Origin of the sequence: Pseudomonas sp. LS-2 (assembly GCF_003605735.1) — a bacterium.
Classification (GTDB): Bacteria; Pseudomonadota; Gammaproteobacteria; order Pseudomonadales; family Pseudomonadaceae; genus Aquipseudomonas.
Genome location: NZ_QXTJ01000045.1, coordinates 124516 through 138950 on the forward strand (window position 1 = coordinate 124516; position 14435 = coordinate 138950).

Sequence of the window (14435 nt, forward strand, 5' to 3'; positions counted from 1 at the left end):
TCAAAGAATGATCTGAGTGCCCAGCAGCTTCAGAAACGCAGCCAGCCAAGCTGGATGCGCAGGCCACGCAGGACCGGTCACCAGATTGCCGTCGGTGTGCGCCTGGTCCATGCCGATCTCGACATATTCGCCACCGGCCAACCGGACTTCCGGTGCACAGGCCGGATACGCGCTGAGCGACTTGCCCTTGAGTACGCCAGTTTCGGCGAGCAACTGAGGCCCGTGGCAGACGGCGGCGATGGGTTTGTTGTCACGACCGAACTCACGGACCAGCTCCAGGACTTTCTGATTCAGACGCAGGTATTCCGGCGAGCGCCCGCCGGGCACCAGCAATGCGTCGTAGTCCGCGGATTTCACGCTGTCGAAATCGAAGTTCAGTCCAAAGTTGTGGCCGCGTTTTTCGCTGTAGGTCTGATCGCCTTCGAAGTCATGAATGGCCGTGCGGATCACATCGCCCTTCTTCTTGCCGGGGCAGACTGCGTGCACCGTATGGCCGACCATCTGCAAAGCCTGAAACGGCACCATCACTTCATAGTCTTCGACGTAATCGCCGACCAGCATGAGAATTTTCTTGGCAGCCATTATCGATCCTCTCCAATGAGACATGGGTTTGATGCCGGTCAGTATCGGCCAGCGTCAAGGGGACGGGTAACAGCCTAGTACTACAGCAAGAGCACGTGGGTACGTGTCGGACGTATGGGGCCGTTCATCGGTGGCCAGGCTAACTGAACAATGGGAAACGCAGGCGTCGCCACGGGCTTCAACTAACCACGCCGATCCAGCGCATTGACCACCAACCGATCCACCCACCCCCAGAGGCGCTGCTTTACACGCCGCCAAAGGGGGCGGGACCGCCAGTCTTCCAGGCTCACCTCGGCGCTGACCAGAAAGTCCCGCTCGAAACTCTTGGTCACTGCCAGCGTCAGCCCCGGGTCGATGGCTTCCAGATTCGCCTCCAGATTGAAGCGCAGGTTCCAGTGGTCGAAGTTGCAGGAGCCGATGCTGACCCAATCATCCACCAGCACCATTTTCAGGTGCAGAAAGCACGGCTGGTATTCGAAGATTTTCACCCCGGCCCTGAGCAGTTTCGGGTAGTAGCGATGACCGGCGTAACGCACCGAGGGGTGATCGGTGCGTGGGCCGGTGAGCAGCAAGCGCACGTCGACGCCACGGGCAGCGGCACGGCGCAGTGCGCGACGGACTTTCCAGGTCGGCAAAAAGTACGGGGTCGCCAGCCAGATGCGCTTTTGACTCGTATAAAGCGCACGCACCAACGATTGAAGGATGTCGCGATGCTGGCGTGAGTCGGCGTAAGCGACGCGACCGAAACCGTGGCCGCTGACGGGGGCTTTGGGCAACCGTGGCAGACCGAAGTTTTGCGCAGGTCGCCAGGCGCGACGGCGAGCATTGGCGTGAAACTGGCGATCAAACAAGGCTTGCCAGTCGAGCACCAGCGGGCCACGGATTTCGACCATCACTTCGTGCCATTCGCTGGTGTCCTGATCCGGGCGCCAGAACTCGTCCGTCACCCCCGTTCCTCCGACTACCGCCAGCGCCTTGTCCACCAGCAGCAGTTTGCGGTGGTCACGGTAAAGATTGCGCAGGCCTCGGCGCCAGTGAACGCGATTGTAGAAACGCAGAATGACGCCCGCTTCAGTCAGGCGGTTGCGCAGGCTCAGAGTGAAGGCCAGCGAGCCGAAATCGTCGAACAGGCAACGCACGATCACGCCGCGTTTCGCTGCATCGACCAGCGCCTGGACCACCGCTTCGGCGCAGACCCCCGCCTCCACCAGATACAGCTCCAGCTCCACTTGCTGCTGCGCGCCCTCGATGGCGGCAATCATGCGTGGGAAGAACGCAGGGCCGTCGATCATCAGGTCGAACTGGTTGTCGTCACGCCACGGGAAGATCGCGCCTCTCATGCTCAGCGCGCCGTGAAGATCAAGACAGCGCCCACCGGCACCGAGAATCCGATGGCCGAGAGGCCGGCGACCTTGCGCAGCCCCTCAAGCCCCGATAGCAAGCCGAAGTCCTCGGCGTGTAGCACCAGCGGCTCGAGCGTTACCACTTGAAAGCGTCTGTCGTCGAGTCGCGTCGCGAGCAACTCGGCGTTGTAGCTTTGCGACTGCCCATGCATCTGCACTTTCAACGGAAGCCGCAATTCCAGTTGCGCGCCGGGGGCCAGCGCGTTGATCGGACGCATGTCCAGTTGCGCAGTAATGCGTGCTTCCGGGAATTGCTTGATGTCGAACAATTGCCTGCGCAAGCGCTCGTCACGCAACGGAATACCGGTGTTCACTGAATCCAGCTCGACCTCAAGTTCTGCGACGCCTTTGGGGTCGACCTTGCCGTGCAGATTGAGGAAGCGATGGACTTCCGAGATGTCAGCGTTCTTGGTGGAGATGAACGAAAGCCGTGACGATTCGTTATCCAGATACCAGTTCGCCTGAGCAGGCAGCGCAAGCACGGCGAGCGATGCCAGCAACGGGCGGAGGAAAGTGGGCATGAAAACTCCAGAGGCGCGATTGAGGCAACCTTATCCGGCTGTCAGACCGCAGGCAAATCGGTACGTTCGCCCTCACGGCGCTGGAGGCAGCAAGCGACAGCCCTGACGTTGGCCCTGCCATTGCGCAGTGCTTTGGCGTCCCATGCCCGTTGCGGTAATGCGCTTGTCGCTCAGGCTCTCGCTCAACGTACTTGGCAGCCACTGTTTCACATAGCGCTGACAGTCGTCCGCCGGGTTGTTCATCACATAACGGCACGAACAATATTCCTTGGCGGTGTAGGCGCTGATGATGCTCGGGAAGGCGAATAACTGAACGCGCCAGACCCAGATCACAGCGCAGAGGCACAGCAACACCAGGATCGCGAAACTGCCGAACGGACGGCGCCGAATGAAGCTTGGGTGCGAACTCATTGAGCGCCCTCTCCGATCACGGCTTTCAAGGCCAGTTTGAGCAACTGGTTGTGATCGTACGTCCCGTCGCGGTCATCGGCGTAACGCACGATCACCAGATTCGCGCTGGGGATCACATACAGCGCCTGCCCCCAATGACCGAGCCCGGCGAAGGTGTCGGGCGGTGCATCCGGCCATGGGCCAGGCTTGCCGTCTGCGTTCTTGTTCAACCACCACTGCCCGCCCGGCGCCTCGTTGGTTGGCGTCTGCGACGTGAACGGGGTGAGGTTGAAATCGACCCAGGCTTTGGGCAGCAACTGCCGATCCTGCCAACGCCCGCCACGCTGCATCAGCAAGCCGATGCGCGCCAGATCGCGGGCAGTCATGTAGGCATAGGACGAGCCGACGAAGGTGCCTGCTCCGTCGGTCTCCCATGTCGCGCTGGTGATGCCCAGTGGATCGAACAGCGCCGTCCAGGGGTAATCGGCATAGGCCGTTTCGCCGACCATGCCCTTCAGCGCGGCGGCCAGAACCGTGCTGTCACCGCTGGAATAGCAATAAGAGGTGCCGGGGGCACTGGCAACGCGGTGTTCGGCGGTGAAGCGCGCCATGTCATCACGACCTCGGGTGTAGAGCATCGCCACCACCGACGAGTTGAGCGGCGCATATTCGTAATCCTCCTGCCAGTCCAGACCCGATGCCCAGTGCAGCAAATCCTGAATCCTGATGTCTGGGTGTGCGCTGAACGGCGGGTAGAAACGCGCGACAGGGTCGTCGAGCTTGAACCGCCCTTCGCCGAATGCCACGCCCATCACCGTCGCGAGAATGCTTTTGCTGATCGACCAGGTCAGGTGAGGCGTCTGGGCATTGGTCGCCCCGGCGTAGCGTTCGTAAACCCGTTCGCCATTACGAATGATCAACAGCGCATCGGTGCGAATGCCTTTGCGCGCCTGCTCGTCTCGAGGTGGGAAGGCATACGCCTCAAGGTCCTTGAGTGCCGTTGTGCGCGCGAGTGGCTGTATGGGCCACTGGTCGTCCGGCCAGGTTTGGGCGGTGGCGCACGACGCGAAGAGCAGGACGCAGAGAGTGAACAGCAGACGGCGCATACAAGAGTCTCGAACGAGGACGGGAACAATGTAGTTGTCATTCGTGACAGCCGCTGTAGAGCACGGTCCGGAGTTTGCCGCAGGCGTTGGAGCCTGGCTTGCCGGCAATTTGCCGGAAACAGGCAGCCGATCCAGACAACCGGGTGTTCCAGATGTACCGCGGTCTCAGGTTTTACTGCCGGTACCCGGCAGATCGCCGACAAGTCGGGCTCCCACGCCTTCGGCAGAAGCTAAAGGAAGCCCCCCTCCCCCTGTCACGCAACCATCACCAAAGCTTAATGGTGGTGACATCGGCCCTCCCTAGCCTGCACTCGTACAGCAATGCTTCGAATAATTCAGTCGACCGGCCTGGACGAAGGCTGGCCCACGGAGACGCCGCATGACTCAGATCGCCAGTATTCGAGACACCCGCTCCGAACGCCGTCTGCAGGCCGAACGCCTGATCGGTCCTCAAGCCCTGCAGGAAGCACAGGCTTTGCGCTTCAGTGTGTTCAGTGGCGAATTCAATGCAAAGCTCAAGGGCGCCGAACAGGGTCTGGACATCGACGATTACGACGTTCACTGCATGCACATCGGCGTGCGTGATCTCAACAGCGGCAATCTGGTCGCCACCACTCGCCTGCTGGATCACAAGGCTGCCAACACCCTGGGCCGTTTCTACAGTGAAGAAGAATTCAGCCTCCACGGTCTTGGTCATCTGCAAGGCCCGATCCTGGAACTGGGTCGCACCTGTGTCGACCCGGCGTACCGCAATGGCGGCACCATCGCGGTGCTGTGGAGCGAGCTGGCCGAAGTCCTCAACGAAGGTGGTTACAGCTACCTGATGGGCTGCGCCAGCATCCCGATGCAGGATGGCGGCATTCAGGCTCACGCGATCATGCAGCGCCTGCGCGAACGCTACCTGAGCACTGAACACCTGCGTGCCGAACCGAAAAATCCGCTGCCCAATCTGGACCTCCCCAACAACGTCATCTGTGAGATGCCGCCGCTGCTCAAGGCTTACATGCGCCTGGGCGCGAAGATCTGTGGCGAGCCGTGCTGGGATGAAGATTTCCAGGTCGCCGACGTGTTCATCCTGCTCAAGCGCGACGAACTCTGCCCGCGCTACGCCCGCCACTTCAAGGCGGCCGTGTGATGAGCACGCTGCGCAGTCATGCGCGAGTCATCCGCGTACTGTGGGTTATCGGTCTGGGCCTGACCATTGCGGGCACCTTCTCCCTCATGGAGCGCCTGCGCGTCGGCAACTCCATGGCTCGCCGCCAGCGCTGGACGAGCTGGTTCATGGCCCGGCTGACCGCGGCCTTGCCCTTTCGTGTCACGGTCAGCGGCAAGCTGCCGCCTCAGCCGATGCTGTGGGTGAGCAACCACGTTTCATGGACCGACATTCCGCTGCTGGGCATGCTCGCTCCGCTGTCGTTTCTGTCCAAGGCCGAAGTGCGCACCTGGCCGGTAGCAGGCTGGTTGGCGCTCAAGGCAGGCACGTTGTTCATACGTCGCGGATCGGGTGACAGCAAACTGATCCAGAAGCAGATGGGCCAACACCTTCTGGGCAAGCATTCGCTGGTGATTTTTCCGGAAGGCACGACCACAGATGGCCGCAGCCTGCGCACTTTCCATGGTCGTCTGCTGTCCAGTTCCATTGAAACCGAAGTGCCGGTACAACCCGTAGCGATCCAGTATCTGCGCAACGGGAAGCCCGATCAGATTGCGCCATTCATTGGCGATGACGACCTGCTCTCGCACTTGCGCCGCTTGTTCGCCAATGAAGTCAGTGATGTGCATATTCAGTTGCTGGAGCCGATTCCATCCCGGGGCAAGGAACGCGCCGCACTGGCGTTCGAAGCCCAGCAGGCGGTGCAGACAGCGCTGTTCGGTGAAGCGGCTCAGTCTGCCGAGGTACGTCCAGCGGCCAGGGCAGCCTGAGCGAATGCCTGAAGTTGTGGATAGAACTCGTTGAAATCCTCGCTCAACGGCCGATAGAGCGCCTGCAGTTCCTGCATGGCGCCGGCCAGTCCTTCGGGCCGTGACAGGCGTCGGGAGATCCCGGCGAGCGCATCGCCCACCACCTCGAAATCCCGATATGAACCCAGCCAGTCATGAGCGGCCATACGCGGCGCGATCATCGCCAGGCGCTCAGGCAGTTCAGGTTCGTTCGCCAATACGCGGTAGACCTTTCGCGTGAACGTCTGCAGCGGCACGTCCGAATACTGCTCCCAGTCTCGCGCCAGACAATGGTCGAAAAAAACGTCCAGCACGATCCCGGCATAACGCCGACGCTGATCGGGGAATCGCCCCATCGCTTGTTTGATCAAGGGGTGAGCGTCGGTAAAGGCATCGATGCGCCGATGCAGCCGGATCGCTTCTTCGATATCCGACGGAAACCGCCCCGGCAGCAGCCCTTTGACGAAATCGCCGTAAAGGCTGCCGAGCAGTTGGGCGGGTGTCTGACCACCCAGATGGAGGTGTGCGAGGTAATTCATGGCCACCGTTGCCTATGTGCTAGTCGGCGCAATGTAGCAGACGCCGATCAAGACTGTAGGAGCGCGCTTGCCCACAATGGCGGCCTACGCCTATATCGATATACCCCGATATACCGTTTTATCCGGTCCTAAGCACCAAAACGTATTTGTATATCGCGATTTACAGATATAAAGTTCGCCCCATCGCGATATACCGCTACAGACGGATTGAGAACGACATGCCTATCGACCTCGACGAAATAATAAAAGCCCTGGCTCACCCGGTTCGCCGCCAGATTCTGGTGTGGCTCAAGGACCCGCATGCCTGTTTTCCCGATCAGGAGCACTCACTGGAGAACGGCGTCTGTGCCGGCCAGATCGACCAGCGGGCCGGTCTGTCGCAATCGACGGTTTCTGCTCACTTGGCAACGCTGCAACGGGCCGGTCTGATCACCACCAAAAAATACGGCCAGTGGCATTTTTTCAAACGCAACGAAGACGCTATTCAGGCTTTTTTGCAAGCGCTGGCTGAACAGCTCTGATCACCGATTTTTCAGGAGACGCATCGTGCCTCTTTCGTTACTTATTCTGGCCCTGAGCGCCTTCGCCATCGGGACGACCGAGTTCGTCATCATGGGCCTGCTGCCCGACGTCGCCACCGACCTGGGCGTCAGCATTCCCGGCGCCGGCTGGTTGGTAACCGGCTATGCACTGGGCGTTGCCATCGGCGCGCCGTTCATGGCGATGGCCACTGCAAAACTGCCGCGCAAAGGCGCGCTGGTCACGCTGATGGGGATCTTCATCATCGGCAACCTGCTCTGCGCCGTTGCCGCCGACTACAACATTCTGATGTTCGCCCGAGTCGTCACTGCGTTGTGTCACGGCGCGTTCTTCGGCATCGGCTCGGTGGTGGCTGCCGGTCTGGTACCGGCCAACCGCCGCGCGTCGGCTGTCGCGCTGATGTTCACCGGCCTGACGCTGGCCAACGTGCTGGGCGTGCCATTGGGCACCGCGTTGGGACAACAAGCCGGGTGGCGTTCGACGTTCTTCGCCGTGACCGTCATCGGCGTCATCGCGTTCATCGGCCTGATTCGCTTCCTGCCTGCCAAACGCGAAGAAGAGAAACTGGACATGCGTGCCGAACTGCGCGCGCTCAAAGGCGGTGGAATCTGGCTTTCCTTGAGCATGACTGCACTGTTCTCGGCCTCGATGTTCGCGCTGTTCACTTACGTTGCTCCACTGCTGGGCGAGGTCACTGGCGTATCACCACTGGGCGTCACCTGGACCCTGCTGCTGATCGGCCTGGGCCTGACGGTCGGCAATATCATCGGTGGGAAGCTGGCAGACCGTCGTCTGGCCGCCACCTTGATCGGCGTGTTCATCGCCATGGCTGTTATTTCCACGGCCCTGACCTGGACCAGCGTCGCGCTGATCCCGGCCGAAGTGACGCTGTTCCTCTGGGCAACCGCCGCCTTTGCCGCCGTCCCGGCCTTGCAGATCAATGTAGTGACCTTCGGTAAAGAGGCTCCCAACCTGGTGTCGACCCTCAACATCGGTGCCTTCAACGTCGGCAACGCCCTGGGCGCCTGGGTCGGTGGCAGCGTCATCGCCCACGGTTTCGGCCTGACCAGCGTGCCCCTGGCCGCGGGTGCCCTCGCCGTGCTGGCACTGCTGGTGACCCTCATCAATTTTCGTCAGCGCGATGCGGAACTTGCCGCCGTCGCGAACTGACGTTCAAGCATTCAAGCTTTGAAAACTGCGGAAACAACCCCTACAGACATTGAGGATATCCCCCTATGACAACGATTTTTGACCCGATCAAGATGGGCGAACTGGAACTGGCCAACCGTATCGTCATGGCCCCGCTGACCCGCTGCCGTGCCGACGAAGGCCGTGTCCCCAACGCCATGATGGCCGAGTACTACGTGCAGCGCGCTTCCGCTGGCTTGATCATCAGCGAGGCGACCTCGGTCACGGCAATGGGCGTCGGTTACCCGGACACCCCCGGCATCTGGTCCAACGATCAGGTTCGTGGCTGGAGCAACATCACCAAGGCCGTTCATGCGGCCGGCGGCAAGATGGTTTTGCAGCTGTGGCACGTGGGTCGGGTTTCACACCCCAGTTATCTGAACGGCGAGACCCCGGTTGCACCGAGTGCGATTCAACCCAAAGGTCACGTGAGCCTGGTACGCCCGCTGTCCGACTACGTGACGCCGCGTGCGCTGGAACTGGCTGAGATTGAAGACATCGTCGACGCTTACCGCGTCGGTGCCGAAAACGCCAAGGCCGCCGGTTTTGACGGCGTGGAAATCCACGGCGCCAATGGCTACCTGCTCGATCAGTTCCTGCAAAGCAGCACCAACAAGCGCACCGACGCCTACGGCGGCTCGCTGGAAAACCGCGCACGTCTGCTGTTGGAAGTGACCGACGCGGCCATTGATGTCTGGGGCGCTGGCCGCGTAGGGGTACACCTGGCACCTCGCGCCGACTCCCACGACATGGGCGATGACAACCTGGCGGAAACCTTCACCTACGTCGCTGCCGAACTGGGCAAGCGCGGTATCGCCTTCATCTGTGCCCGTGAGCGTGAACTGGACGACAGCCTGGGTCCGCGTTTGAAAGAAGCGTTCGGTGGCGTGTTCATCGCCAACGAGAAGTTCACCAAGGAAAGCGCCAACGCCTGGCTGGCCAGTGGCAAGGCCGATGCGGTTGCCTTCGGCGTGCCATTCATTGCCAACCCCGATTTGCCCGCGCGTCTGGCCAAGGATGCTCCGCTGAACGAGCCACGCCCTGAAACCTTCTACGCCAAGGGCGCGGTGGGCTATCTGGATTATCCGACGCTGTAATCAGTCGGGCCGAGCGGCGTTCCGTTTGCTGGCGGTGGCACACTCAAGATCGCCACCGCCGGCAAGCCGGACTGCTACAGGTTCGGTGTTCGCAGTCGCGCTCCGTAGCCGTAGCCGTAGCCGTAGCCGTAGATCTTGATCTTGATCTTGATCTTGATCTTGATCTTCGTGCGCAATAGTCCAGACGGCACCAATCGCGACTTGGGTGCAGGCTGAACGCAGGTGGCGTGGAGTGGGCCGAGCGGCATGGATGCCGCGAGAGCCGCCCCCCGCCATGGATGGCGGATGGCGGCGGGCCCACGGAGCGTCGCCTTCGTTAAGGAACGACGACGAAGGAGTCGCCAAACCAGGAGCAAGGACACTTGGTTACTTGGTGGTGGTGCGGCATTCCGATTTTCAAGTAACTCGCCGAAGGCGAAACAGGTCTGGCGTTAGCCAGAGCCCCTAACAGCGCCCCAAGAAAAACGGCTGTACACATTACTCCCTGCGCAACAAACCCAATATCACTGCTTACGCGCATTAATCTGCTGCGACAACGTCTGGATCTGGCTCTGCAACGTATTGATCGTCCGGGTCATCTGCCCACGAAACGCATCGAACTCCGCGGTACTCGCCCCAGAAGCAGCCGGTTGCGCCGCACGATTTTCCTGCTCGCTCTTGAGCACGATCATGTCCTGTTCCAGACGCTCGATGGCCTGCCCGGTATTGCTCTTTTTCAGATTCGCGACGTCCGCACTCAGCCCCTTGAGCTCAGAATCCAGACGGTCCTGCTGCGCCTGGGCCGATTTACCATCCGGCATCGCAGCCTTCACCGCCGCCAATTCCGTGGACACCGCCTTGAGTTGATCCTGCAACTGCTGGTTGGTCGCCTGCTGCTGGGTGGCCTGAGTGGCGATCTGTTCCAGACGCTTGTCCAGCCCACCTTGCACGCCGGCGACGCCCTGCTGCTGCTTGCTCTGATCGGCGAGCTGATCCTGCAACTGTTTGATCTGCGCTTTGAGCGCCTCACCGCCACTGTTGGCGACCGATTCACTCGCAACAACCTTGCCGGAGATGTCCTGCAGACGCCCCGCCGCTTCCTCACTGATCCGCGCGAAGCTTTCCTGAGTCGCGACCAGTTGCTGCTCCATCAGCGACACTTGCTGAAAACTCCACCAGCCCAGGCCGCAAAAAGCGATGAACAGCGCACCGATCAACGCCCAAAGCGCGCCGGTGCCGGGGGCTTTGACCTTGACGACCGGCGTGGTCCGGGAATACACCGTGGTGCGCTCACGAGCACCAACGGTCGGGATGAAGTCCTCGTCATCATCTTTGGCGCTGAGGCTCGGGACGTCATCGACGTCGTCATACGGATCTTTGCGCATGCATTTACCTTTGAAAACCACTGAATCTGAATGGCGGCAGTATACCCGCCGACGTAGGACCCTCTGAATCGCAAGCTGTTTTAAAGCGCCCCGCCGTGTTGCGCCTTCCACCAACTGCAAAACTCGTCGAGCGCGGTCCAGACGCTGACCTTGGGCTGGTAGTCCAGATAATACTGAGCGCGACTGATATCGAGTGTGAAATCTCGATTCATGACCTGCATGCCCACTCGGGACAGCGTGGGTTCTGGCCGGCCCGGCCAGATCATGCATGCCGCTTCGTTGATCGCCGCGGCGCTGTATGCCAGACCGTACGAGCGATAACGCGTCACCGGCGGCAACTGCATCTGGCGCATCACGTAGTTGACCACGTCCCAGAGAGGTAGTGGCGTGCCGTTACTGATGTTGTACGCCTTGCCCAATGCCGACCCTGTGGCCAGCAGACTGCTGAGCAGGGCTTCATTGAGGTTCTGGATGCTGGTGAAATCCACCTTGTTCAGACCGTTGCCGATGATCGACAGGCGCTTCTTGCGCTGCATCTGCAACAGGCGCGGGAAAATGCTGGTGTCACCCGCTCCGGTGACGAAACGCGGGCATAGCGCGATGACTTCCAGCCCGAACTCTTCGGCGCCGAATACCTTCTGTTCAGCCAGGTATTTGGTCGCGGCGTAGTGATTGTGGAATCGTTTGGGTACCTGCTCTTCACGAATGTCCAGGTGCGAATGACCATCGAAATAGATCGATGGCGAGGACAGGTACACCAAGCGCCGCACCTGCTGTTTGAGGCAGGCCTCGACCACATTCTCGGTGACCTGAACGTTGCCCTGGTGAAAGTCCTGATGCCGCCCCCACGTACCGACCGCGCCAGCGCAATGAACCACGGCTTCGACGTCATCGCAGAGTGCCTGCACCAGCTCAGGGTCGCTCAAATCCCCGTGAATGAACTCGGCGCCGCGCCGCACGAGGTGTTCGACACCTTCCGGGCGACGGCCGTTGACCCGAACGCTCAGCCCCTGCTCCAAGGCAAAACGCGCGAAACGTCCGCCGATGAAGCCGCTTGCGCCGGTGACCAGAATCTTCATTTACCGCTCCAACCATTCATGAATCAGAAAACGCCCTGTGCTCAGATGACGCTCACTGTGCCCCTGGCGGCACCAGCCATTGCCCGGCTTTTTTCGCCAGATGGTCGGTCAGTTGATTCAACAACTGCCCTCCGTTGCGCCAATGATGCCAGTACAACGGCACATCGATGCAGCGATCGCTCAACAATTCCACCAGTTTCCCGCCCCCCAACTGCTCGCGAACCTGCAACTCGGGCACCAGCCCCCAGCCCATGCCGGCCTCGGTCATGCGAATAAAGCCTTCGGATGACGGACACAAATGGTGCTCGAAGCCCCCTTCCACCCCCAGCGACGCCAGATAGCGATGCTGAAGAAAGTCATCCGGCCCGAAGACCAGCGCAGGCGAGCGCGCCAAGCCTTGCGCGGTGACGCCGGACGGAAAATGCCGAGCGATGAACGCCGGGCTCGCGAGGGCACGATAACGCATCGCCCCCAATAACAGGCTCCGCGCTCCCGCCACCGGTCGTTCGCTGCCGCAGACACACGCAGCGACCTCCCCGGCTCGCATGCGCTTGAGGCCGACATCCTGATCTTCCACTACCAGTTCGGTAAGTAACTGATGCTCAGCGCAGAAATCCCCGACCGCCAGAGCCCACCAGGTCGCGAGCGAGTCGGCATTGATGGCGATGCGCAGGCGCTCGGGCATCCCGTGTTCGTCCAGCGTTGGCACCATGCTTTGCAGATCGCGCTCAAGCAAGAGCACCTGTTGCACATGGTTGAGCAGACGTCGGCCAATTTCCGTAGGCGTCGGCGGAGTGGCGCGTACAAGAACCGGCTGACCAATACGCGCCTCCAGCAGTTTGATCCGCTGGGACACGGCCGACTGCGACAACCCCAGGATCTGCGCGGCGCGTTCGAATCCAGCCTGTTCGATCACCGCAGCCAGCGCGGCGAGCAATTTGTAGTCGAACATCAGTTTTCCTAATGAGCGATGAGTATTATTGCTTTTTCTTATACGCGTATTCCTTGGACAATTGCCACCTCAAACGCTGTCAGCGTCATGTATTCCCGGAGCACGACACCATGTGGCAAAGCTACCTCAACGGCCTATTGGTCGCGTTCGGTCTGATCATGGCGATCGGCACCCAGAACGCCTACGTTCTGGCGCAGAGCCTGCGACGCGAACATCATCTTTCAGTGGCCCTGCTGTGCATTGTCTGCGATGCAGTATTAGTGACCGCAGGGGTGTTCGGGCTGGCGAGCGTGCTGGCGCATAACCCGACGCTGTTGGCCGTGGCCCGCTGGGGCGGCGTTGTATTTCTGGTGTGGTACGGCGCAAAAGCCTTGCGCCGCGCAATTTCGCCGCAGAGCCTGCACGAAGGCGAGGCCAACGGTCAGCGTTCGCGCCGGGCGGTCTTGCTGACGGCCTTGGCTGTGACACTGCTCAACCCTCACGTCTATCTCGATACCGTGCTGCTCATCGGCACCCTCGGCGCTCAACAATCAGTGCCCGGCGCCTATGTGTTCGGCGCGGCCAGCGCTTCGCTGCTGTGGTTCTCGACACTGGCGATCGGCGCCGCCTGGCTGGCCCCATGGCTCGCACGCCCAGCGACCTGGCGCCTGCTGGATCTGATGGTGGCCGTAATGATGTTCAGCGTGGCGGCGCAGCTCATCAGGACCGGGTAATTCTCGGGCAATGCTCTGGAACCTCTATCCCACACAGTTGTTGCGTGGTTATGGGCCGGACCCGGTGCTATGATCCAGAACCCTGCGCCGCAAAGAGTACAAAACTCGCCGGCGTATGTTCTGTCTGGCCGCCCGTGATCGGCCTTGCGCAAACCGCAACTGACCTGATTAGGAGAATTACCATGGCTTTTGAATTGCCGCCGCTGCCGTACGCTCATGATGCTCTGGCACCGCACATCTCCAAGGAAACTCTGGAATACCACCACGACAAGCACCACAACACCTATGTCGTGAACCTGAACAACCTGGTGCCTGGCACCGAGTTCGAAGGCAAGACTCTGGAAGAAATCGTCAAGTCTTCCTCGGGCGGTATCTTCAACAACGCAGCCCAGGTCTGGAACCACACCTTCTACTGGAACTGCCTGGCGCCAAACGCCGGCGGCCAACCAACCGGCGCACTGGCTGACGCGATCAACGCTGCATTTGGTTCCTTCGACAAGTTCAAGGAAGAGTTCAGCAAGACTTCCATCGGCACCTTCGGCTCCGGCTGGGGCTGGCTGGTGAAGAAAGCTGACGGCTCCCTGGCTCTGGCCAGCACCATCGGCGCCGGTAACCCGCTGACCAGCGGCGACACCCCGCTGCTGACCTGCGACGTCTGGGAACACGCTTACTACATCGACTACCGTAACCTGCGTCCAAAATACGTCGAGGCGTTCTGGAACCTGGTGAACTGGAAGTTCGTCGCCGAGCAGTTCGAAGGCAAGACCTTCACCGCCTGATACGTCAGGTAGCTGCTTGAATGAAAACCCGGCCTGGCCGGGTTTTTTTTCGCCATCTGTTCGTCCATTTTGTATTGTCAGCGGACGATAGCGGACTAATATCAATTTCGGTCTGAACGACGAAACGAGGCTCAAGTTCCGCCCCCTGCTGACCGACACAGTGGTGATAGCCTTACTTGCCTGCATGTGATTCGTTATCTGGATGAAACAGGTCAGGGTTTCAAGACCTTGACCCCGAAGC

The 14435-nt window shown here is 60.6% G+C and carries 17 protein-coding genes; 7 read left to right on the forward strand and 10 right to left on the reverse strand.

Annotation, left to right across the window (positions count from 1 at the left end):
- The 5 genes from D3M70_RS29100 to D3M70_RS29120 all read right to left on the reverse strand — a co-directional run bounded on the left by D3M70_RS29100 (position 1) and on the right by D3M70_RS29120 (position 4002).
- On the reverse strand, positions 1 to 585 hold the full coding sequence (locus D3M70_RS29100) for a DJ-1/PfpI family protein (RefSeq protein ID WP_177418493.1): 585 nt from the start codon (positions 583 to 585) through the stop codon (positions 1 to 3).
- 179 nt (positions 586 to 764) lie between these two features.
- A complete protein-coding gene (locus tag D3M70_RS29105; protein ID WP_120129472.1) occupies positions 765 to 1922 on the reverse strand; it encodes a phosphatidylserine/phosphatidylglycerophosphate/cardiolipin synthase family protein in 1158 nt (385 codons plus the stop codon).
- A 2-nt stretch (positions 1923 to 1924) separates the two neighbouring features.
- A complete protein-coding gene (locus D3M70_RS29110) occupies positions 1925 to 2506 on the reverse strand; it encodes a YceI family protein (protein WP_120129474.1) in 582 nt (193 codons plus the stop codon).
- 72 nt (positions 2507 to 2578) lie between these two features.
- The gene (locus D3M70_RS29115) at positions 2579 to 2917 is read right to left on the reverse strand and encodes an amidase (RefSeq protein ID WP_120129475.1); all 339 of its coding nucleotides are present in this window, start codon (positions 2915 to 2917) and stop codon (positions 2579 to 2581) included.
- Complete coding sequence (locus D3M70_RS29120) at positions 2914 to 4002, reverse strand: serine hydrolase (RefSeq protein WP_120129477.1); 1089 nt, start codon at positions 4000 to 4002, stop codon at positions 2914 to 2916. Before D3M70_RS29120 ends, D3M70_RS29115 begins: the two co-directional genes overlap by 4 nt.
- A 379-nt stretch (positions 4003 to 4381) precedes the next feature.
- Here D3M70_RS29120 and olsB point away from each other — a divergent pair, with 379 nt between their 5' ends.
- Both olsB and D3M70_RS29130 read left to right on the forward strand, forming a co-directional pair.
- Positions 4382 to 5137, forward strand: a complete 756-nt coding sequence (gene olsB, locus D3M70_RS29125; protein ID WP_120129478.1) for an L-ornithine N(alpha)-acyltransferase — start codon at positions 4382 to 4384, stop codon at positions 5135 to 5137.
- Entirely contained in the window at positions 5137 to 5925 is a 789-nt protein-coding gene (locus D3M70_RS29130) for a lysophospholipid acyltransferase family protein (protein WP_120129480.1), read from the forward strand. The genes olsB and D3M70_RS29130 overlap by 1 nt, the downstream gene beginning before the upstream one ends.
- On the opposite strand, the gene D3M70_RS29135 is transcribed toward D3M70_RS29130, so the two are convergent.
- Entirely contained in the window at positions 5886 to 6482 is a 597-nt protein-coding gene (locus tag D3M70_RS29135) for an ACP phosphodiesterase (RefSeq protein WP_120129482.1), read from the reverse strand. The genes D3M70_RS29130 and D3M70_RS29135 overlap by 40 nt on opposite strands.
- 218 nt (positions 6483 to 6700) lie before the next feature.
- Between D3M70_RS29135 and D3M70_RS29140 the strand changes: the two genes are divergently transcribed.
- The 3 genes from D3M70_RS29140 (at position 6701) to D3M70_RS29150 (ending at position 9307) form a co-directional block, all read left to right on the forward strand.
- Positions 6701 to 7003 carry a helix-turn-helix transcriptional regulator gene (locus D3M70_RS29140; RefSeq protein ID WP_120129483.1) on the forward strand — a complete coding sequence of 101 codons (303 nt, stop codon included), beginning with the start codon at positions 6701 to 6703 and terminating at the stop codon, positions 7001 to 7003.
- Between the two features lie 25 nt (positions 7004 to 7028).
- Positions 7029 to 8192 carry an MFS transporter gene (locus tag D3M70_RS29145; protein WP_120129485.1) on the forward strand — a complete coding sequence of 388 codons (1164 nt, stop codon included), beginning with the start codon at positions 7029 to 7031 and terminating at the stop codon, positions 8190 to 8192.
- 65 nt (positions 8193 to 8257) lie between these two features.
- On the forward strand, positions 8258 to 9307 hold the full coding sequence (locus D3M70_RS29150; RefSeq protein WP_120129486.1) for an alkene reductase: 1050 nt from the start codon (positions 8258 to 8260) through the stop codon (positions 9305 to 9307).
- A 74-nt stretch (positions 9308 to 9381) separates the two neighbouring features.
- Here D3M70_RS29150 and D3M70_RS32155 read toward each other — a convergent pair whose 3' ends face one another.
- From D3M70_RS32155 to D3M70_RS29170, 4 genes are all read right to left on the reverse strand, one after another.
- Positions 9382 to 9555 carry a hypothetical protein gene (locus D3M70_RS32155; protein ID WP_165869923.1) on the reverse strand — a complete coding sequence of 58 codons (174 nt, stop codon included), beginning with the start codon at positions 9553 to 9555 and terminating at the stop codon, positions 9382 to 9384.
- Between the two features lie 255 nt (positions 9556 to 9810).
- On the reverse strand, positions 9811 to 10671 hold the full coding sequence (locus tag D3M70_RS29160) for an ATPase (protein WP_120129489.1): 861 nt from the start codon (positions 10669 to 10671) through the stop codon (positions 9811 to 9813).
- 80 nt (positions 10672 to 10751) lie between these two features.
- Positions 10752 to 11750, reverse strand: a complete 999-nt coding sequence (locus tag D3M70_RS29165) for an NAD(P)-dependent oxidoreductase (protein ID WP_120129491.1) — start codon at positions 11748 to 11750, stop codon at positions 10752 to 10754.
- A 52-nt stretch (positions 11751 to 11802) separates the two neighbouring features.
- The gene (locus D3M70_RS29170; RefSeq protein ID WP_120129492.1) at positions 11803 to 12702 is read right to left on the reverse strand and encodes a LysR family transcriptional regulator ArgP; all 900 of its coding nucleotides are present in this window, start codon (positions 12700 to 12702) and stop codon (positions 11803 to 11805) included.
- A 110-nt stretch (positions 12703 to 12812) separates the two neighbouring features.
- Between D3M70_RS29170 and D3M70_RS29175 the strand changes: the two genes are divergently transcribed.
- Positions 12813 to 13415: a LysE/ArgO family amino acid transporter gene (locus tag D3M70_RS29175; protein ID WP_120129494.1), complete on the forward strand. Its 603-nt coding sequence runs from the start codon at positions 12813 to 12815 to the stop codon at positions 13413 to 13415.
- Positions 13416 to 13597: 182 nt separating this feature from the next.
- Entirely contained in the window at positions 13598 to 14194 is a 597-nt protein-coding gene (locus tag D3M70_RS29180; RefSeq protein WP_081565283.1) for a superoxide dismutase, read from the forward strand.
- The last annotated feature ends 241 nt before the right edge of the window (positions 14195 to 14435 follow it).